This window comes from Bacillus methanolicus PB1 (assembly GCF_000262755.1).
Classification (GTDB): domain Bacteria; phylum Bacillota; class Bacilli; order Bacillales; family Cytobacillaceae; genus Bacillus_Z; species Bacillus_Z methanolicus.
Genome location: NZ_AFEU01000003.1, coordinates 1,015,986 through 1,036,150, shown reverse-complemented (window position 1 = coordinate 1,036,150; position 20,165 = coordinate 1,015,986). Strand labels below are relative to the sequence as shown.

The window sequence follows — 20,165 nt, the reverse complement described above, 5'->3', positions numbered from 1 at the left end:
CCCCCTTTTAGAATCCGAATTCGCTCTCTAATTCTAGCGGTTTTTCCAATCTTTCATGTTGCAAAAAAAAGTCAAGGTAAATGATGCCGCTTTCACATTCATTCGTTTCGTTATCTTTATATTTATAGCAAGCAAACGAAATCTTGGAGTCTTTAAAGTCAGCAATTCCTTCTAAGGGTGTTCCGTCGATCGTGATTTGTGTTTTTTCTTGATTATTTTCATCTGTTAAAGCGATACGCAAAGTACGCTCTTCATCATATTTTTTTTCTTGATTAATATCGTAAAAGTGTCCGCTCTGGCCTTTTTCGATACCTTTGACATCTTGGATATCGGTATACGTTCCATCAATAAGTACGATACAATTTTTACTTTCATTTTCACCGCATCCCTTCACATAATCAAATGGGAAGGAATAAAAGGTATTCATCACCATCGTTGCGGCATAATCTGCTTCGTCCCGCAGCTGCCCCTCAATTTGAATTTTATTGTACAACTTGATTCCGGATGTAAAAACGCCATATATAACAGGGAGAACAATCATCGTGATCGCAAAGGTCGCGAGTAGCTCATATAAAGTAACCCCTTTTTCATCGAATATCTTCACTCTTCATTACCCCTTCAATTTCGATCTTGTTCTCCTTGTCATTAATGACCCATTGCACTTCAACTGTAATAGGCAGAAAAAAATCACGATTGTCTTTGTCTAAATCTGCACGAACTTTTACATCATATTTTATATCGTTCACAGTAATTGGCGAACACGATGAACCGGGAGCTTCTCCATTCCAAAATTTTTCGTAAGGATCATTCGGATCATCTTTATCCTCTGGATTATCGCAAATCATTAACGTTAGTTCTTCCTTCGGATCCTCTTCAAATTTTTGTCGGATTTCAATAAAACTCTCATTTTCGATATACATCATCGCATTTCTTGCCACATTGATGGCCGCTGTTTTCTTTTGATTCATATTCGTATAAGAATAAGCTTGTGTGAAAAATTTCATACAACCTATCATAATAATTCCTAATATCGTAAGGGATACCAAAATTTCGATTAATGTTAATCCTTTTGAATTATGAAGGAATTTTTTTAGATTCATTTTGCTCCCTTCTTTCAAAAAATCTTATAATATTATACAATACTTGTAGCCTTTAAACTTTGTCTTAAATGGTCGAAATAAGGAAAAACGCCAAAAAAACGTTGAAAATTTGCAAAAACTGCTCTATTAATTCTTTTATCCTATTATGGGAGGAGTGAAAGAATGATATCCTTTCTATTTCTCACGCTTTCACTCATTTTTTTAGTTCCTATACTTTATTTTATACCCACCGGCTTAACGAAAAAAGGAAAATTAATAGTCTTGACCGTTTCTTTTTTACTAGCTTCTTTCGGTTTGGTTGCGAATAGGTCTCTCGGTTTATGGAAAACAGGACTTATCCTTTTTATTCTAACCATTTGCATAACTTATATCTTAATTAAAAGAATGGAGTCTGCTCTATTTGAAGACGTTGAAAAGATCGCAGAGGGAGCTGATCAGCTGTTAGAACCTGTAAATGCGCATCAATCTCATTCTTATCCAGTACATATCCCGACTGAAAATGATGATTTGGATGTTTCGCAAACCGTTGAAATGGATGAAATCGAATTAAGTGATTCTCTTCAAAATGAAGTTTCCGAAAGCTTCGATGAGGACAATGTCACTTTAGCTCGAAATTCGGAATTACTCGAAGAAACAGTCCCTTCATTGGCTGAAGATATGGAGAATCTTTATTTGGACGATTCATTATTAACAGATCTTGTTCAAGAAGAGGCTGAAATTTCCGAGAAAACAGATAATGAATCAGAAGCGAGCAAGGAAATTGAAAATGAAGCGGATTACATGGCTGAACTGGAAAAGATCATCATGGAATCTGAAATTGTACATGAAGAACCAAGGGAGGATGATTTTCTTTCTCAATCAAACAAACTTGGTAAAGGAGGAGGCCCATCGTGAGGAAACCTCAGGCAGCAAAGCTCTTTCTCGTCCTAATTTTTTGTACTGCTTTTCTATTCAGTTTTTCTCATTTTGGAGCGGCGGCGTTCGATAAATTCGTATCAAATAAAGATGTTTATGAAAAAAATACGAGAATAAGCGAAATTGATATTTCAGGATTATCAAAAGCTGAAGCTTTGAATCTCGTTATGGAAAAACAAAAAGAATGGTCTGAAAACACAACTGTAACGTTTCATTATAAAGAAACGGCTACAAAAATGGATTTGGATTATTTTCTTTTTGACCTTAAGAAGTCGATCGATACGGTCGAAAACGGAAAGGCCAATCAGCTTGTTGTAAAAGTGGATGAAGAACGATTGCTGGCTTTTATAGAAGAATTCACGTTGCAAGAGATTCATACCGATACATTTGATTTCGATCGGTTCATACAGGATCTCGTTATTTTTGCCTCTATGCTTGAAGCAGGAGAGCATTCTATTAATATAGATGAATATTTATTGGCAGGTGAAGAAAAAGAGGTCATTTCTGAAACGACGATCAAAGCAGACGGAAATTTGGAGTATTTGCAGAAATGGACCGAGCAGTTCCCATCCATTGAGATCGTTCCACAGTCACAATTTTCTATTTTAAAAACGATCAAGGAAAGCAATGCGGAATCTTTTCCTTCTGAGGCATTAAGTATGATAGCCACTGCGATTTACAAAACGGTGCTTCCGACAAATTTCGCCATTACTGAACGCCATATAGGCAGAGAATTGCCGTCATATATAGATGCAGGGTATGAAGCAAAAATCAATCGAAATAAAAATATGGACCTAGTGTTTACGAACCCGAATAGCGAAAAGTATCTATTAGAATTTAAAATGATTAATGATCTTTTCTATGTATCTTTAAAAGGAACAACATTTGCCTATCAATACAAAGTTAAAACAGAAGACAAACAAACTTTTAAACCTAAGACAATTATTCAATACAGTGCACAGCTGCCTTTCGGCAAAATAATCACAATTGATAAAAGAAAAGAAGGTATCTTGGTGAAAGTTTTTCGGGAAACTGCGGATAAAAATGGGAATCGTTTAAAAAAAGAGCTGCTATCAGAAGATTTTTATCCGCCGGTTCCGATCGTAATCAGAAGAAGTTTAATTGAAAAAGATTCTTCGATAAATGAAAAAGAAAACAATTTCGCTGATGAAAAGAGTGGACAATCAACGGAGACTCCTGCCGCGTCCAATCCTGAAACTGCAGATAAGAAAAAGGAACCTTCTATTCCTGAAAATGGAAGCCGTGAAGAACCTTCTAATCAAACCGATCATGAAACAAAACAGGAAAGCGATTTATGGGGAAAACCGAACGAAATGGTCAAATAAGGAAATAAAGCAGGGATTGATAATGAAACAAACACGTAAAAGGCTTGGAGATCTTTTAGTTGATGCCGGCTTAATAACAGAGGAGCAGCTGCAAACGGCTTTAAAGGAAAAGAGTAAAGATCAAAAACTGGGGGATGCTTTGCTCCAACTGGGCTATATTACCGAACAGCAGTTGATTGAAGTTTTAGAGTTTCAGCTTGGAATTCCTCATGTGAGTTTATATCGTTATCCTTTTGACCCGAAACTTTTTCACATTGTTCCGAAGGATGTTGCAAAAAGAAATCTCATATTTCCTCTAAAGAAAGACGGAGATAAGCTGTATATTGCCATGGCAGACCCGATGGATTTTTACACGATAGATGACTTAAGGCTTTCAACCGGTTTTCAAATCGAACCGGCAATTGCCACGAAAGATGATATTCTTCGAGCGATTAACAAGTACTATGACATAAATGAGGGTTTCGAGGAGCTGTTGACGGATGCATCGGCGGGGCAGGAAGCGGAAGAAGAAAAAATAGCCGATCAAGATTCACCCGTTGTTCGTCTCGTTAATCAAATTTTATCGACCGCCGCAGAGATGAAAGCGAGCGATATCCACATTGACCCGCAGGAGACAAAGGTTGCCATTCGCTACAGAATTGATGGTGTGCTACGAACGGAGCGCGTTCTGCCAAAACATATGCAAAGCGTTTTGACAGCAAGAATTAAGATAATGGCGAAATTGGATATTACGGAGCAACGCATTCCCCAGGACGGGCGAATGAAGATCAATTTGGATTTTCATCCTGTTGATCTCCGGGTGTCGACGCTGCCCACCGTTTATGGCGAGAAAATCGTCATACGCTTGCTAGACCTTGGCAGCGCATTGAATGACATTCATAAACTCGGGTTTAATAAAGTGAACCTGGCCAGGTTTATAGGAATGATTGAAAAACCGAATGGAATTGTACTGATTACAGGGCCTACTGGTTCAGGAAAATCATCCACCCTTTACGCAGCCTTGAACCGATTAAACAGTGAAGAAGTAAATATTATCACTATTGAAGATCCGGTCGAATACCAGCTCGAAGGCATTAACCAAATCCAGGTAAATCCGAATGTTGGCATGACGTTTGCACAAGGGCTCCGGGCCATCTTGCGGCAGGATCCGAATGTCATTATGGTCGGGGAAATCCGCGATAAAGAAACGGTTGAAGTCGCCATTCGGGCGTCTTTAACAGGGCATCTCGTGCTTAGCACCCTTCACACAAATGATTCTTTAGGAACGATTACAAGGCTGTTGGATATGGGAGTTGAACCGTTCCTGGTTGCTTCATCCATAAGCGGCATCATAGCCCAGCGCCTCGTTCGGAAAGTGTGCCGTGATTGCGCTGAAACGCAGCTTCCGACTAAACGAGAGATTGAAATTTTCGGAAGACGCGGATTGAAGATTGAGAAAGTGGTGCGCGGCAGAGGGTGCGCATCTTGCAATATGACAGGCTATAAAGGAAGGATCGCCATTCATGAAGTACTTGTTGTTGATGATGACATGAGAAAAGTCATTATGAATGGAGAAGCTTTTTCGAAATTAAGAGAACTGGCGATAAAAAACAAAACGATCTTTTTAATCGATGACGGTCTCTTAAAAGTGAAGCAGGGCATCACGACGACAGAAGAAATTTTGCGTGTCGCCATCCCTGAATAGGAGGTGCAAGCCATGAAAAACAAAATGGATCATTTGCTTCGTGCCGGTTTTGAATTAAAAGCGTCCGATATTCATCTTACCGTCGGGGTTCCACCTGTCTTTCGAATTCATGGCGAATTGAAGCGATTTGGAAAGGACCCGCTTACCCCTGCCGATACCGAGGGAATGGCAAAAGCAATCATTCCGGAAAATTTGTGGGTGCAATTTAAGGAAAAAGGAGAGCTTGATTTTTCATACGGGATTCCTGGAGTTTCCCGTTTCCGTATCAATACGTATTTTCAAAGATCGTGCATTTCCATGGCCATTCGGATTGTTCCGACAAAAATTCCGTCACTACTGGAGCTGGATCTGCCGCCTGTCCTTTCTACCATCGCTGAAAAACCTCAAGGCCTCGTTCTCGTCACAGGGCCGACAGGGAGCGGCAAATCGACAACACTTGCCGCGATGATCAACTATATGAATCAAACCATGCGGAAGCATATCATTACTCTTGAAGATCCGATTGAATATTTGCATAAACATGGAACATGCATCATTGACCAGCGGGAAGTCGGGTTTGATACAAACAATTTTGCAAACGGATTAAGAGCAGCGCTAAGGCAGGATCCCGATGTCATTATGGTTGGAGAAATGCGAGATCTTGAAACGATTCACACTGCCATCACTGCAGCGGAAACAGGCCATCTCGTCTTCGGTACGCTTCATACATCAAGTGCACCGGCGACGATTAACAGAATTATCGACGTATTTCCTCCTTCCCAGCAAGCACAAATCAGAATACAACTTGCATCCGTTCTTGTGGCGATCATTTCGCAACGCTTGTTTCCAAAAGTCGATAAAAAAGGGAGAGTAGCAGCAACGGAAATATTAATTAACAATTCAGCAGTTTCAAACTTAATCAGAAATGAGAAGGTCCACCAAATCGTTAACATCATGCAAACATCGAGAGTCCAAGGAATGCATACGCTTGAAGCGAGCATAAAAGAGCTTATCGAGTCGGGCCGTGTGTCAGCGGATGCAACGATTCCTTATATACAGGAAAAGGTGAATTAACATGCCTCGTTTCAAATACAGCGGACGCGACCTAAAAGGGAAAAGAACCGGAATTGTCACTGCAGTTTCAAAAAGAGAAGCGATGCTGCAGCTAAAACAAAAAGGCATTCGCGTTCTTGAAATGAATGAAATTCCCGAAACGCTGTGGACGAAGGAGATTACGATCGGAAAACCGGTCAAGCTGCAAGATTTTGTCATTTATTTGCGGCAGTTTTCAACGCTGTTAAGGGCAGGAGTTTCTGTAGTTGAAGCGACAGCTATATTAGCGCAGCAGACAGAAAGCAAAGCGTTAAAGAAAGCGCTCATTGCGATTGAACAAGACTTGCGGGAAGGAAAGCCGTTGTCTGAGGCAGCTGGGAAGCATAAAAAGATTTTTTCGAGCATGTTTGTCAATATGGTAAAAGCGGGAGAAGCCGGAGGAAATATGGATGACACGCTTGAGCGATTAGCCGTTCATTTTGAGAAACAACATTTTACGAAACAAAAAATCGTTTCAGCGCTTGCATATCCGATTGCCGTCGGCCTGTTTTCCATAGCCATTGTTACTTTCTTGTTAGTAAAGGTTGTACCGACGTTCATTGATATGTTTAAAGATTTTGGCGGTGAACTTCCGGCAATTACGCAATTTGTGCTGAATTCCAGCAAATTTTTGCAAAAGTTTTGGTGGCTGTTTATTTTATTTTTTGCAGCCTGTTTGAGCGTAGTCGGCGTAATTAGAAATAATAGAAATACAAAGTATTATTTAGATTATTTTTTGCTCCGAATTCCGGTTTTCGGGAAGATGCTCCAAAAAGCCGCCCTGGCAAGAATGACAAGAACGCTCAGTTCGCTTTTTGCAAGTTCAGTGCCGATTCTTCAGGCACTTACTATTGTTGAAAGCATCGTCGAAAATGAAGTGATTGCAAGTGTGCTCCGCAGATCCCGTGATTCTCTTGAACAAGGAAAATCACTGACGGAACCAATGCGAAAACATTGGGCATTTCCTCCATTAGTATCGCAAATGATCGCGATCGGAGAAGAATCGGGATCACTTGATTCAATGCTAGCAAAAGTAGCTGACTTTTATGAACGGGAAGTAGAAAATTCCACCGACCGGATAAAGTCCCTGATCGAACCGATCATGATCGTCGTTCTTGCCGGCATAGTCGGCACCATTGTAACTTCGATAATGGTTCCAATGTTCAAGATTTTCCAACAAGTTCGCTGATATTTTTTACAAATTTTTAAAAAATTCACCTTTAAATACCTTTTAATTCTAGTATAATAAGGTCGAAAGAATCATTTTTAGTCCAAAATTACTATGGAAAGGGAGAGAGTTATGCTGCAAAAATTAAGAAAAAGACTTAAAAATCAGAAGGGGTTAACGTTGATTGAACTTTTGGCAGTAATCGTTATTTTAGGGATTATTTCTGCGATTGCCGTACCGAGTATTGGGGGATTGATTAATAAGAGCAAAAGTGATGCCACTGTAGCAGAGGGTATTCAAATCATTAACGCAGCAAAGCTATATGTTACAACCAATCCAAATGTAACTTCCATTTCTGCTAATGATCTTTCACAATATTTAGATAATGTGAAAGACAATGATTTTAGCGTAACTGTGGGAAAAAGCGGAAACAAACATACCTACACCTTAGTTGATCATGGTGCAGCGAGTATTGTACCAGATGCAGGAAATGATAATACAGTAACTGAAGCAGAACTTCAAACTTATACAAATGCCAATTAGATATGAATATTCTTTATATTATTACTTTCTTTTATGGGATTATCTTAGGCTCCTTCTTCAACGTCGTCGGCCTGCGGGTGCCATTAAAGCAATCCATTGTCAAGCCGCGCTCACATTGTCCGAGCTGCGGACATACGTTAGGGCCGCTTGAACTTATACCGGTTGTATCTTTTGTCATACAAGGGGGAAAATGCAGACGCTGCAAGGCGTCCATTTCTCCCTTATATCCATTCGTAGAACTGATGACGGGAGTGCTTTTTGTTTTCGCTCCGTTTGTCATCGGATGGAATGCCGAGCTCTTCATCGCTTGGACGCTCATCTCTCTTTTTGTTATCGTATTTGTGTCAGATTATAAATATATGATTATCCCAGACAAAGTCCTGCTTGTATTTGCAGTGATTTTTTTATTAGAGCGGATTTTTCTGCCGCTTTCCCCATGGTGGGATTCGATTGCGGGTGCAGCTGCCGGCTTTGGCCTGCTGCTATTTATAGCAGTCATCAGCAACGGCGGAATAGGCGGAGGAGACATTAAACTGTTTGCTGTCATCGGCTTAGCGCTTGGAACAAAGCTCGTCCTTCTTTCCTTCTTCTTCGCAACAGTGTTTGGTGCCGTTTTTGGCCTGGCGGGGCGCATAACGGGAAAGCTTGAAAAAGGAAACCCAATTCCTTTTGGGCCATTTATCGGTTTGGGGACTCTATGTGCATATTTCTGTGGCGAAACAATCGTTTACTGGTATTTAAAATCTTTCTTTTAGGGAGTTTTCATCATGGGAATGCATTTTCGGTTCGGGAATAAACGGACGATAAATTTAACAATGAAAGATTATGTGATTCGGTTTGCGGAGCTAAAACAAGCCTATCCGCCAGTTATTTCCCGCTGGGGCGAACGTTTTTTGCCGCCTGGTTTAATAAAAGATGGCAAAATAAAAGATTTCGAAATGATAGAGTCCATACTCGAAGAATGCGTAGAAGATTGGAAAATAGCAAAAAGGCCGATTCGTTTCCTCGTACCGGACCAATTTGTGGTTATCCGAAAGATTTCGATTCCTGCAGATATTCAAGATGATGAAATAAAAGGGTACTTATATATGGAACTAGGAACGAGCATTCATTTGCCATTTGATGAACCTGTATTTGATTACTTTCCGATCAGCAGTTCGGATCATGAGAAAAAAGAAATTCTTTTGTTTGCTGCCCCTGAAGAAATGGTAACGGAATATGCAAGTTTGTTTGAACAAGTAAAATTAAAACCTGCAGCAGCGGATATCTCATGTTTAGCCTTATACAGACTGTATTTTGAACAAGAAAAATACAGCGAGAATGAAAACTTAATGATGATGCATATTGATTTATTAACCGTTAATATAAGCATTTTTGAGGGCCATCTTCCGGTATTTATGAGGCATCTTCCACTGGAATTTGATGTCTCAAAATGGGATCATACAACTTCCACTGATCAAGAGAACAGCTATTCCGGCGATAGTCAGGAAGTGTTGAATCCGCTCGAAAACATTTATAAAGAAGCAGAAAGAGTCATGAATTTTTACCGTTATTCTCTTAATCAAGGAAACCGGCAAATTACAAAAATACTGATTGATGGGGACCATCCGTGGATAGAGGAAATCTATAAAGAAATCAAAGTACGTTTTGAAATTCCGACTGTCACAATTGAGAGCCGGACAATTGAGGCTGCACCGGAAGATCGAGCAGTTTCTCCTTTTCACTTGAATATCGGGTTAGGATTAAAAGAGGTGTAGACATGCTAGTTGAAATCAACCTCCTTCCCAAAAAAGAACCGAGAAACCTATCTTTATTATTTGCCATAGTAACGTTCTCAGGAATGATCCTTATTGGTGCAGCCTTTTTAATTTGGCAAATGAACGAAAAGAAAGAGGAACTTGCAAATGTAGAAAATCAAGTTCAATTAACGAATGAAATTTTGGAAGCCAAAAGAACGAAGCTCGCTGATTTCCAGTCGGCGAGCTCTGTACAAGAACTCGAAAAAGCCATAAAATGGGCAGAAAAACAGCCATATAACCTCGTTTATGTTTTACAAAAGCTTACGAAAATATTGCCAGAAAGAGGATTTTTAACTGAATTCAACCTTGAAAAGGACAGCATCATTAACCTAATCATACAATTTGATACGAAAAGTGAAGCGGCTTATTATTTGAACTCGCTTTTGAATTATAAATGGATCGATGAGGCGGTAATCACCAAGGAAAAAGCCGGCGACTGGGAAATTATCAATAACAAAACTCCTCTATCAGACGATCAACTAACAGATTTGGCCAAAAAAAATTTTTTTCCGCGGTATTACGCTGAATATGAAATCAGGTTAAATATCGCTGAACTGAAACAAGCGTATAAATCAGAAATGGAAAAATCAAAGGAAGGAAATAAAGGCGAAGAGGAAGGGGGAGACTCCCCTTGAACCTTCACATTACGAAAAAGCAAATATTGCTCGTAATCCTTGCTTTGTTTCTATTTATCAGTCTTTTTACAGGAAGTTACTATCTGCTATTGGTGCCGTTAAAACAAAAGATTGATCGAAAAGAAGCGGAACTGAAAATGATAAACCAGGAAACGGCGATCATTGAAAGCAAGTTAAACCAATCAAAAGACGAAAAAGTTTTAAGCACGATGGAGCTTCAAAAGAAAGTACCGGTTAAAAGGCTTTTGGATCAATTGCTGCTTGATATTGAGAAAGCGGAAATCGTTTCGGACACATATATTAGCGAAATGAAATTAAACGGTACAGAAGAAGACGAATCGATTGAAAGCACCGAGAATGATTCTGTAGAGGCTATAGAAAAAATTGCTGAAACAAATAAGAAAGAAACGGATGATGAAGCGTCCTCAAGCGAAGATGAAACTTTACCCAACGGAGTAAAGAAAACTTCGATAACCATAATTGGCGAAGCCGATACGTATTTCGAATTGGAAAAGTTCATTGATTCCCTTCAATCTTTGCAGCGAATAGTCAAAGTTGAGAGCTTAAGCTTTACTGCACCGGAAGAGATTTATAAGGTTGACCAGGAACGAAAACCGATCGAATTTGAAATCACGATCGCAGCTTATTATTATCCTAAACTCGAAGATTTGCAAAAAGAACTGCCACCTATCGATACGCCTGGAATTTCAAACAAGAAAAATCCATTCAGCGGATTTTCTGATATCCAGTCTAGCAAAAAATTTGACGAAAGCATTCGATAACAAGACGACAAAAGTCTTGTTATTTTTTTTTGCCGATATGTTAGGATGTTAAAAACTAGAATTGATGACAGGAAGGGAGGATGGAAAGTGGACAAGCGTGAAAAAGGACAGACGATTACGATCAAAATTAACGGTAAAGACCGTCCGTTTAAAGAAGCCCATTCAGAAGACGCTGATACAAAAAAAAAGACCGAATATAACAAGCGTTTGGATAAGGATGAATACGTAACAAGATATGAAACGGCAGCTGCTGAGGAATCTTTAGAGGAGAGTTTCGATTGGATTCTTCCTGAATTGACTGATGAACCGAAAGTGGCAGAAAAAAAAATTGCAGATGAGACAATAAAGAATAAGAACAAAGGATGGAGCGGAGCTGCAAATCGAAAAACATCGCAAGGAATTTTCACCTCTATCTTTTTTTCTGTGTTTCTTGCCATTTTATTAGGAGTCAGCTTTGGTCTTATTTTATTAAAGTCCGTTATCACTGATAATTCGGCAGAAGAAATTGAAGAACCTATTCCTGCAGCAGATGAAGTAAAGCCTGCAGCAGGAACTGCTTCGGCAAATGTGCCGCCTATTTCTGCTTTTATTGTCCAGGAAGGCGTTTATTCAACGAGTGAAGCAGCAGAAAAAGCGAAATCTGCTGTTGAACAAAAAGGAGCTCCGGCCCATATCGTGAATATGAACGAACAATTTTTTGTATATTTGAGTGTGGCAGACAGTATGGAAAATGCAAAGGAAATCGGGAGTGGATTGAAAAGCAACGGGATAAACGTTTTTGCAAAGCCGCTTGATTTTGGCGGAAAACAACTGAGTGGTCTACAAGAAACAGAGAGAAAGCTTCTTGAGTCAGCTCCCGCTCTCTATGAAATACTTGCAAGAGCCGCTTCAGAAGCGTCCTTGACCAATTCTATCTCCCGGGAAACTGCTGAAAGCCTCAATAAGCAGGGAGAAGTGATTTTTCAAATAGAAGAGGCCGCCCTCAAAAATAATAATTTAAAAAAACTTAGAGATCGTCTCGTTAATGCAATTGAGAGAGCAAATGCCATTCAAAAATCTACTGAACTAGAAAAGGTAAAAGAACTGCAAAATGAACTCCTTTCTTTTCTAGCTGCCTATCAAAGCTTATAAAAAACTTCAAACATTTTCCTCTCAGCTGTAATTCCGAAAAAAGATAATTTCTGCATATTTTCTGGGAAATAAGACAAAATATTAACGTCTGTTTGAATATTATTCGACAGACTTTTTTTGTGGAATCTCTTTTCGTTTTTAGGGTTGGGAGTTAAAAAACATGTTCGTTTTTTATGAAAATATCTTTTATAAATTGTTTGATAAGGAAAAGTTTGATACGATTATCTTGTATCTCCCGAATTGATGCGATTGTAAAGGTAAGGTGATTTTTTGTGCAGCGCCTCATTTTAGCCTCATCTTCTCCACGGCGAAAAGAACTTCTTGAAAATCTTCACTTAACTTTTGAAATCTCCAAAAGCGAAGTCGATGAAACCTTTGATCCCGGAATGAAACCGGAAGAGATTGTCATGGAATTGGCGTTTCGAAAGGCAAGCTTTGTTGCGGAAAAAAATCCTTCTTCATTTATTATTGGCTCCGATACGATTGTTGTTGTCGATGGAAAGGTGCTTGGAAAACCGCACACAAAGGAAGAAGCTTTCGGAATGCTGAAGCTATTGTCTGGCAGAACTCATTCTGTTTTTACAGGGGTGGCAATCGTCTCTCCTGAAAAAAACGCAACATTTTTTGAGAAAACAGATGTCACATTTTGGGAGCTGACCGATGAGGAAATCAAAGCTTATATCAGCACGGGGGAGCCGTTTGATAAGGCAGGAGCCTATGGAATTCAAGGCTTTGGAAGCATTCTCGTAAAACAAATCAGCGGAGATTATTTCAGTGTAGTCGGCCTGCCGGTGTCAAAAACGGTTCGAGAACTTCGGAAGGCAGGATATTCGTTGCCTTATTGAAAAACATTGCTGCAAAAATCAGCGCCTCAAAAGGTCCCTTTGACACATTAAGGGGGAATGAATTTGGATACACAATCTTTAATGATTCGGGATTTTCCAGAGGACGAACGGCCGAGGGAGCGCTTCATCCAAAGTGGACCGGAAAGTTTATCTAATCATGAAATATTGGCGATTTTATTAAGGACCGGTACGAAAGAGGAATCGGTGTTACAGTTAGCAAACCGGCTGCTAACTCATTTTGAGGGGTTAAGGCTCCTTAAAGATGCAACGCTGGAAGAAATCACGGCAATTAAAGGAATTGGAAAAGCGAAAGCGATTCAAGTTTTGGCAGCTGTTGAATTAGGACGGAGAATTGCAAATCTTAGTTATGATGATCGTTATGTGATCCGTTCGCCGGAAGACGGGGCAAAATATTTAATGAATGATTTGAGGTTTTTGTCACAAGAGCATTTCGTTTGCCTGTATTTAAACACAAAAAATCAGGTGCTTCATAGACAAACTATTTTTATTGGAAGTTTGAACGCATCCATTGTCCATCCGCGGGAAGTATTTAAAGAGGCGTTCCGCAGATCTGCGGCATCGATCATTTGCGCTCATAATCATCCTTCGGGAGACCCTACACCAAGCAGAGAGGATATTGAGGTCACAAAACGGCTTGCCGAGTGCGGGAAAATTATTGGAATTGACCTTCTCGATCATTTAGTGATCGGAGAAAATAAATATGTGAGTTTAAAAGAAAAAGGTTATTTATGACACTATGATTTTATTTGACGTTGCGATATAATATTATTTATGATTTTTGCTGGCTGCGGGCTGGCAAATCAACCATTATAACCAACAATTAAGAAAAACTTCATTATAAATCGCCAAATTTTATTTTGCAAAAGTATCAGAAAGGGAGATACAATTATGTTTGGAATTGGGACAAGAGATCTTGGAATTGATTTAGGCACAGCGAATACCCTTGTGTATATAAAAGGGAAAGGAATTGTTGTCAGAGAACCTTCCGTTGTTGCAATACAAACGGACACAAAGCAAATTGTTGCCGTCGGAAATGATGCGAAAAACATGATCGGAAGGACGCCGGGGAATGTCGTGGCTCTCCGGCCGATGAAGGACGGCGTAATTGCTGACTTTGAGACCACTGCGACGATGATGAAATATTATATTAAACAAGCACTGAAAAACAAGGGCTGGTTTGCGGGAAAACCATATGTCATGATTTGTGTTCCATCCGGAATTACTGCTGTTGAAGAACGTGCCGTTATCGATGCAACCCGCCAGGCCGGGGCGCGTGATGCTTTTACAATTGAAGAACCATTTGCGGCGGCAATTGGCGCCAATCTTCCTGTCTGGGAACCTACCGGAAGCATGGTTGTTGATATCGGCGGCGGAACGACAGAAGTGGCGATCATTTCTTTAGGAGGAATTGTTACAAGCCAATCTATCCGCGTTGCCGGTGATGAGATGGATGAAGCGATCATTAACTATATCCGTAAAAATTACAACCTAATGATTGGTGAGCGTACTGCAGAAACAATTAAAGTAGAAATCGGATCTGCCGGCGATCCGGTTGGCATTGAAAACATGGAAATCCGCGGCCGTGACTTGTTGACAGGGCTTCCAAAAACGATTGAAATTACTGCTGAAGAAATTGCAAATGCTTTGCATGATACGGTTTATGCAATTGTTGATGCTGTAAAAGTAACGCTGGAAAAAACACCGCCGGAATTAGCAGCGGATATTATGGACCGGGGAATTGTGCTGACAGGCGGAGGGGCTTTACTCAGCAATTTGGACAAGGTTATCAGCGAGGAAACGAAAATGCCTGTCTTAATTGCAGAAAATCCGCTCGATTGTGTGGCAATTGGAACAGGAAAGGCACTTGACCATATCGATTTATTTAAGAACAAAGCGAAGGAATCTCGCTAATGCAGAAAAACAGAGGTGTAAATCATGCCACAGTTCTTCCTGAATAAAAGACTGATTGTCTTACTTGTCAGCATCATTATTCTAGTGGCATTGATTGGGTTTTCTTTAAGGGATCGGAAACAACTCACCTGGCCGGAACAGCTAATCAAAGATACAACCGGCTGGGTTCAATCCCTTGTTTCAAGGCCAGCACAATCTATTGCCGGTTTTATTGAAAACTTGCAGGACTTGCAAAATACATATAATGAAAACAAAGAGTTAAAAGCACGTCTTGATGATTTGGCCCGTCTGGAGGCAGAAGTACATGAATTAAAGAAAGAAAATGAAGAGTTGAAGGATATACTTGATAAAAAAGACTCTTTACGGGATTATGATCCTGCCCAGGCAACTGTAATTGCAAGGAACCCTGATCGCTGGCATGAACTGTTAATTATTAATAAAGGTGAAACAGATGGAATTGAAGCCGATATGGCTGTTATAACTTCCCAGGGGCTGATCGGAAAAGTAAAAAGTGTAAGTAAGTTCACATCGACTGTTCAGCTGCTAAGTGCAATGGATCCTAAAAACCGCGTTTCAGCGGTTGTCCAGGGCGAAAAAAATTTTTACGGCTTTATTGTAGGGTATGACGAGAAGAAAAAATTATTATTGCTTAAAGAAATCCCTTATGATGCGAAAATTAAGAAAGGCCAAAATGTGATTACTTCCGGTTTGGGCGTCGTTTTTCCGAAATTGCTGCAAATCGGAAAAGTAGTGGATGTCGTTCCCGACCAATACGGCTTAACACAAACGGCCTATGTGAAACCGTCAGCTAATCTTTACGATATTAGCCATGTGATGGTTGTAAAAAGAAAGATGACGAAGCCGGATGTAAGTGATATTGATGATAATGAAGAGGAGGAGGAACTGTGAATCGCTTCCTTCTTCCTGTTATGTTGGCAGCATTTTTTGTAATTGAAAGTGTTTTTGTGCATCTATTGCCTGATGGAACTTTTACAAGTGACCGTATTTTAGTTCCACGTTTTTTAATCATTGCAATTTTTTTCTTAACGGTTTACGGAAATAAACAATACGGAATCATTTACGGATTTGTATTCGGGCTTTTATTTGATGTGTTTTATACGGAAATTCTGGGAATTTATTTGTTCCTTTTTCCGCTGATGGCTTACGCAGTGTCGAAAATAATGAAGGTTCTTCAAACGAATATTGTGATTGTAACAATTGTATCGATTATTGGAGTGGCCTTGCTTGAACTGGGAGTGTACGAGATGAATTTTTTAATTCATCGAACCGATATGAACTTTCCTCATTTTGTTTCATTAAGGTTTCTTCCTACTATTATTTTAAATCTCGCATTTTCGATTATTGCTGCATACCCTTTGAAAAGACAATTTGAAAAATTCGCGGAGCATCTGACAGAATGAGACGATCGGTTTTCGCAAGGTGCTTCAAAGGGCCTTCTTTTCTTATATGGAAAAGAGGAAAAAAGCAGTTTCTGTCGAATTCTTTTTTGTGGAAAAGGAGCGGAGCTGCGCTAACAAAAATAGAAATAACAAGCTGTTAGAGCAAGATACATGTTTAGCTTTGTAAATATTTTAAAGCCTGGCTTCGCTCACACCGCCTTATTATGTTGGGGTTATTTTTCAAAATGAATCCAATTTCGATGTTGTGGTTAGGAGTTTAAACTCATGTTAGTTTTTTGTGGAAAAAGGGTGGAGCTCCGCTAAAATGGCCTTTTTGGTTATTTCAGAAATCATGATTTTTGTTTTGTACAGAAGCGGACTCCGCATATCTTTTCTATGCTTGTCGGGCTAAGCGAGGCGATTTTTGTTTTCTATTTTGAGGTGAACATCCTGCTATGAAAAAATTACAAAATGTAATGATTAAAGGGACTAAGTCCGGTTTGACCCTCTACTTGGATGATACCTGTTCTTATGAAGATTTAAAGAAGGAACTGAATGAGAAGCTTTCTGTTGCATACCGAGTTAATGAGGACCGCCAGCTTATCTCGGTTAAAGTAAAAGTTGGGAATAGATATCTAACGGAAGAACAAAAAGCAGAAATAAAAGAGCTTATTCGCCATAAAAAAAATCTTGTTGTCGAAGAAATTGAAACAAATGTAATGACGATTGAAGAAGCTGAACGCTTAAAATCAGAAAGTGAAATTGTGACTATCGCAAAGATTATTCGCTCTGGACAAGTCCTCGATGTTCCTGGGGATCTTCTTTTGATTGGAGATGTGAACCCTGGCGGAACCGTAATGGCAGGAGGGAATATTTTTATCATGGGGGCCTTAAAAGGAATTGCCCATGCAGGCTATTTAGGGAACAAGCAGGCAATCATTGCGGCTTTCGTTATGAAACCTTCCCAGCTTCGAATAGGTGATTGCATCAACCGTGCACCCGATCAGTATCCGGAAGGGGAAACCCGGGAAATGGAATGTGCATACATAGATGAAAACAATCAAATTGTCGTTGATAGAATACAAGCATTAATGCATCTCAGACCAGAGTTAACAAGATTGGAAGGGGGACGCTAATATGGGAGAAGCAATAGTAGTGACATCGGGAAAAGGCGGAGTCGGAAAGACAACAACTACAGCAAACTTAGGGACGGCTTTGGCTCTTCAAGGGAAACGTGTATGTCTTATAGATACAGATATTGGCCTTCGCAACTTAGATGTGGTTATGGGGCTTGAAAACCGGATTATTTATGATCTTGTTGATGTTGTAGAGGGAAGATGCAAGATTCATCAGGCTCTTGTAAAAGATAAGCGTTTTGAAGATTTGCTATTTCTGCTCCCAGCTGCACAAACTAGTGATAAATCAGCCGTTGCTCCCGAACAGATGAAGAATTTAGTAATGGAACTGAAACAAGACTATGACTATATTATTATCGACTGCCCTGCCGGAATTGAACAAGGCTATAAAAATGCCGTAGCAGGTGCAGACAGAGCTATTGTTGTTACTACTCCTGAAGTGTCAGCCGTAAGGGATGCAGACCGAATTATCGGATTATTAGAAAAAGAAAAAAATATTGAACCGCCGAAATTAATTATTAACCGTATTCGTACACACATGATGAAAAATGGAGATATGCTGGATGTGGATGAAATTACAGCTCATCTGTCCATCGATTTAATCGGAATTGTTGCTGATGATGATGAAGTAATTAAAGCTTCCAATCATGGGGAGCCGATTGCCCTCAATCCAAACAGCAAAGCTTCTATTGCATATCGAAACATTGCCCGCCGGATTTTAGGTGAATCTGTTCCGCTGCAACAGTTAGAAGAAGAAAGCAAAAGCGTCTTCTCGAAGATCAAAAAATTTTTTGGTGTTCGTTCATAATCATTAAGGAAGAGGCTGACTCATAAGTGTCTGACCCCCTCCGAAAAAGACAATATATAGAATCGCTTTATTAGTGTTTGTCTATATGTTGTCTTGGAGGGGGCTGGCTCTTTGTTAATGAGTCAGCCTCTTTTCTTTTTCCCTTTTAACAGTCATTTTCTTAATGAACAACTCATACACTTGTACAAATTTTAAAAGTGATTGGTGGGGAGAGAATGGGATCTAGAGCTGACGATATTCGGAGAAGAATTGCAAAAAGAAAGAAAGAGAAGGAACGGGCAGCCCGGGATTTTCAAAACCGTTTTTTCTTGGCTGAAGATGAAGAAAAATACGGGTTTGAAAAGCTTTCCACTTTTGAGGGCGGACCGGGAGAAGGAGAACATCCTCTTTTTCGAAAAGAGATCGTCATGTTGAAAATTTTGTTATCGGCTTGTTTAGTTCTGATTATTGCAATTATTTTTCGCAATCCATCTGATATGTTAGAACCGGCACGCAATTTTGTGAAAAATTCTATGGAAGAAGATTTTCAATTTGCTGCTGTATCGGACTGGTATGAAAAACAATTTGGAAAACCACTTGCGCTGCTTCCTTTTACAGATGATAGGGAGAAAAGCCAATCGGAATCAAGCCAGGATTATGCACTCCCAGCTTCCGGGAAAATACTTGAAGATTTTAATGCGAACGGACAAAGGATTATGGTTGAAACCGGTAAGGGTGCGGTTGTAGAAGCAATGAATGAAGGATATGTTCGTTTTGCCGGTGAAAAAGAAGGATTTGGCAAAACAGTGATAATTAAGCATGGCGATGAAAGCGAGTCATGGTATGGCAACTTGGAAAACATCAATGTGATCTTATATCAGTACATTGAAAAAGGCATGCCAGTCGGAACGGTTTCTGAAGGGAAAGATGAGACAAAAGGGGCATTTTATTTTGCAATTAAAAAAGGGGATGATTTTATTGACCCTATTCAGGTGATCCGCTTTGAATAAAATCATTTCCATACTTTCACATATTCACATTCATCCGCTCTTGTGGGTTGTTATTGCAATTGCGGTTTTGACAGCGCGTTTTATTGAACTGTGCCTGTTCCTGTTGATTATTTTTATTCATGAAATGGGACATGCGGCAGCAGCTTCGTTGTTTTCATGGAGGATCAAGAAAATTTCTTTGCTGCCTTTTGGCGGTGTAGCAGAAGTTGAAGAACACGGAAATCGTCCATTAATGGAGGAAGCAGCCATAATTCTTGGAGGTCCTCTTCAACATGTTTGGATGATGGGCTTGGCTTTTCTTTTTTATGAACTTTCCTTGCTGCCGGATTATTGGTATGGTTTATTTATTCAATTTAATTTTATGATTTTGATTTTTAACTTTCTGCCGATTTGGCCGCTGGATGGAGGAAAACTCTTGTTTTTATTTTTTTCATTAAAACATTCGTTTCCGGATGCACACAAATTTACTTTACTCATTTCAATCGGCTCCATCGTTCTTTTGACTATTATTACTTTATTAACGGCCCCTTTGAATTTGAATGTTTGGATCGTTATCGCATTCTTGGCATATTCCGTTTATAATGAATGGAAGCAAATGCGGTTTGTCTTTATCCGATTTTTACTTGAAAGATATTACGGTAAGAATAGTGATATCCGCTCTTTAAAGCCCATTACCGTCACGGAAGATGAATTGGTCATCAAGATTTTGGAACGGTTTCACCGGGGATGCAAGCACCCGATTATTATTGAAAAGAACGGGAAGGAAAAGGGTACTCTTGACGAAAATGAACTGCTTCATGCCTATTTTTCTGAAAAAATGACCTCTGCGAAAGTCGGAGATTTGCTATACACTTATAAATGGTAGAATAAGATTCATGATC

The 20,165-nt window shown here is 39.6% G+C and carries 22 protein-coding genes; 20 read left to right on the top strand and 2 right to left on the bottom strand.

What is annotated here, in order from left to right:
* Positions 1-7: 7 nt before the first annotated feature.
* Positions 8-604 (bottom strand): hypothetical protein, encoded by a 597-nt coding sequence (locus PB1_RS14840; protein ID WP_004438357.1) that lies wholly within the window; start codon positions 602-604, stop codon positions 8-10.
* The gene (locus PB1_RS14835) at positions 588-1,100 is read right to left on the bottom strand and encodes a type IV pilus modification PilV family protein (RefSeq protein ID WP_004438354.1); all 513 of its coding nucleotides are present in this window, start codon (positions 1,098-1,100) and stop codon (positions 588-590) included. Before PB1_RS14835 ends, PB1_RS14840 begins: the two co-directional genes overlap by 17 nt.
* 162 nt (positions 1,101-1,262) lie before the next feature.
* Here PB1_RS14835 and PB1_RS14830 point away from each other — a divergent pair, with 162 nt between their 5' ends.
* The 20 genes from PB1_RS14830 (at position 1,263) to PB1_RS14735 (ending at position 20,149) form a co-directional block, all read left to right on the top strand.
* The gene (locus PB1_RS14830) at positions 1,263-1,994 is read left to right on the top strand and encodes a YrzE family protein (protein WP_004438350.1); all 732 of its coding nucleotides are present in this window, start codon (positions 1,263-1,265) and stop codon (positions 1,992-1,994) included.
* Positions 1,991-3,361 carry a VanW family protein gene (locus tag PB1_RS14825; RefSeq protein ID WP_004438348.1) on the top strand — a complete coding sequence of 457 codons (1,371 nt, stop codon included), beginning with the start codon at positions 1,991-1,993 and terminating at the stop codon, positions 3,359-3,361. The genes PB1_RS14830 and PB1_RS14825 overlap by 4 nt, the downstream gene beginning before the upstream one ends.
* A gap of 22 nt (positions 3,362-3,383) precedes the next feature.
* Positions 3,384-5,045 (top strand): GspE/PulE family protein, encoded by a 1,662-nt coding sequence (locus PB1_RS14820; protein WP_004438345.1) that lies wholly within the window; start codon positions 3,384-3,386, stop codon positions 5,043-5,045.
* Positions 5,046-5,057: 12 nt separating this feature from the next.
* Entirely contained in the window at positions 5,058-6,098 is a 1,041-nt protein-coding gene (locus tag PB1_RS14815; protein WP_004438342.1) for a type IV pilus twitching motility protein PilT, read from the top strand.
* 1 nt (position 6,099) lies between these two features.
* A complete protein-coding gene (locus tag PB1_RS14810; RefSeq protein WP_004438339.1) occupies positions 6,100-7,305 on the top strand; it encodes a type II secretion system F family protein in 1,206 nt (401 codons plus the stop codon).
* A 111-nt stretch (positions 7,306-7,416) separates the two neighbouring features.
* Positions 7,417-7,827, top strand: coding sequence for a type II secretion system protein (locus PB1_RS14805; protein ID WP_004438337.1), 411 nt, complete (start codon positions 7,417-7,419; stop codon positions 7,825-7,827).
* Between the two features lie 2 nt (positions 7,828-7,829).
* The gene (locus PB1_RS14800) at positions 7,830-8,582 is read left to right on the top strand and encodes a prepilin peptidase (protein ID WP_004438334.1); all 753 of its coding nucleotides are present in this window, start codon (positions 7,830-7,832) and stop codon (positions 8,580-8,582) included.
* A 12-nt stretch (positions 8,583-8,594) separates the two neighbouring features.
* Complete coding sequence (gene pilM, locus PB1_RS14795) at positions 8,595-9,584, top strand: type IV pilus biogenesis protein PilM (protein ID WP_004438331.1); 990 nt, start codon at positions 8,595-8,597, stop codon at positions 9,582-9,584.
* A 2-nt stretch (positions 9,585-9,586) separates the two neighbouring features.
* Entirely contained in the window at positions 9,587-10,261 is a 675-nt protein-coding gene (locus PB1_RS14790; protein ID WP_004438329.1) for a hypothetical protein, read from the top strand.
* The gene (locus PB1_RS14785) at positions 10,258-11,043 is read left to right on the top strand and encodes a hypothetical protein (protein ID WP_004438327.1); all 786 of its coding nucleotides are present in this window, start codon (positions 10,258-10,260) and stop codon (positions 11,041-11,043) included. Before PB1_RS14790 ends, PB1_RS14785 begins: the two co-directional genes overlap by 4 nt.
* Before the next feature lie 87 nt (positions 11,044-11,130).
* Entirely contained in the window at positions 11,131-12,174 is a 1,044-nt protein-coding gene (locus PB1_RS14780) for a hypothetical protein (RefSeq protein WP_004438324.1), read from the top strand.
* Between the two features lie 272 nt (positions 12,175-12,446).
* Positions 12,447-13,019, top strand: a complete 573-nt coding sequence (locus PB1_RS14775; RefSeq protein WP_004438322.1) for a Maf family protein — start codon at positions 12,447-12,449, stop codon at positions 13,017-13,019.
* An 81-nt stretch (positions 13,020-13,100) separates the two neighbouring features.
* The gene (gene radC / locus PB1_RS14770; protein ID WP_174269869.1) at positions 13,101-13,772 is read left to right on the top strand and encodes a RadC family protein; all 672 of its coding nucleotides are present in this window, start codon (positions 13,101-13,103) and stop codon (positions 13,770-13,772) included.
* 156 nt (positions 13,773-13,928) lie between these two features.
* A complete protein-coding gene (locus PB1_RS14765; protein WP_004438317.1) occupies positions 13,929-14,951 on the top strand; it encodes a rod shape-determining protein in 1,023 nt (340 codons plus the stop codon).
* Positions 14,952-14,975: 24 nt separating this feature from the next.
* On the top strand, positions 14,976-15,860 hold the full coding sequence (gene mreC / locus PB1_RS14760) for a rod shape-determining protein MreC (RefSeq protein ID WP_004438315.1): 885 nt from the start codon (positions 14,976-14,978) through the stop codon (positions 15,858-15,860).
* Positions 15,857-16,372 carry a rod shape-determining protein MreD gene (gene mreD, locus PB1_RS14755; protein ID WP_004438312.1) on the top strand — a complete coding sequence of 172 codons (516 nt, stop codon included), beginning with the start codon at positions 15,857-15,859 and terminating at the stop codon, positions 16,370-16,372. The genes mreC and mreD overlap by 4 nt, the downstream gene beginning before the upstream one ends.
* A gap of 434 nt (positions 16,373-16,806) precedes the next feature.
* Complete coding sequence (minC, locus tag PB1_RS14750) at positions 16,807-17,487, top strand: septum site-determining protein MinC (RefSeq protein ID WP_004438309.1); 681 nt, start codon at positions 16,807-16,809, stop codon at positions 17,485-17,487.
* Position 17,488: 1 nt separating this feature from the next.
* Complete coding sequence (minD, locus tag PB1_RS14745) at positions 17,489-18,295, top strand: septum site-determining protein MinD (protein WP_004438307.1); 807 nt, start codon at positions 17,489-17,491, stop codon at positions 18,293-18,295.
* 215 nt (positions 18,296-18,510) lie between these two features.
* Complete coding sequence (locus PB1_RS14740) at positions 18,511-19,284, top strand: M23 family metallopeptidase (RefSeq protein ID WP_004438303.1); 774 nt, start codon at positions 18,511-18,513, stop codon at positions 19,282-19,284.
* Positions 19,277-20,149 (top strand): M50 family metallopeptidase, encoded by an 873-nt coding sequence (locus tag PB1_RS14735; RefSeq protein WP_004438299.1) that lies wholly within the window; start codon positions 19,277-19,279, stop codon positions 20,147-20,149. Before PB1_RS14740 ends, PB1_RS14735 begins: the two co-directional genes overlap by 8 nt.
* Positions 20,150-20,165: the final 16 nt, after the last annotated feature.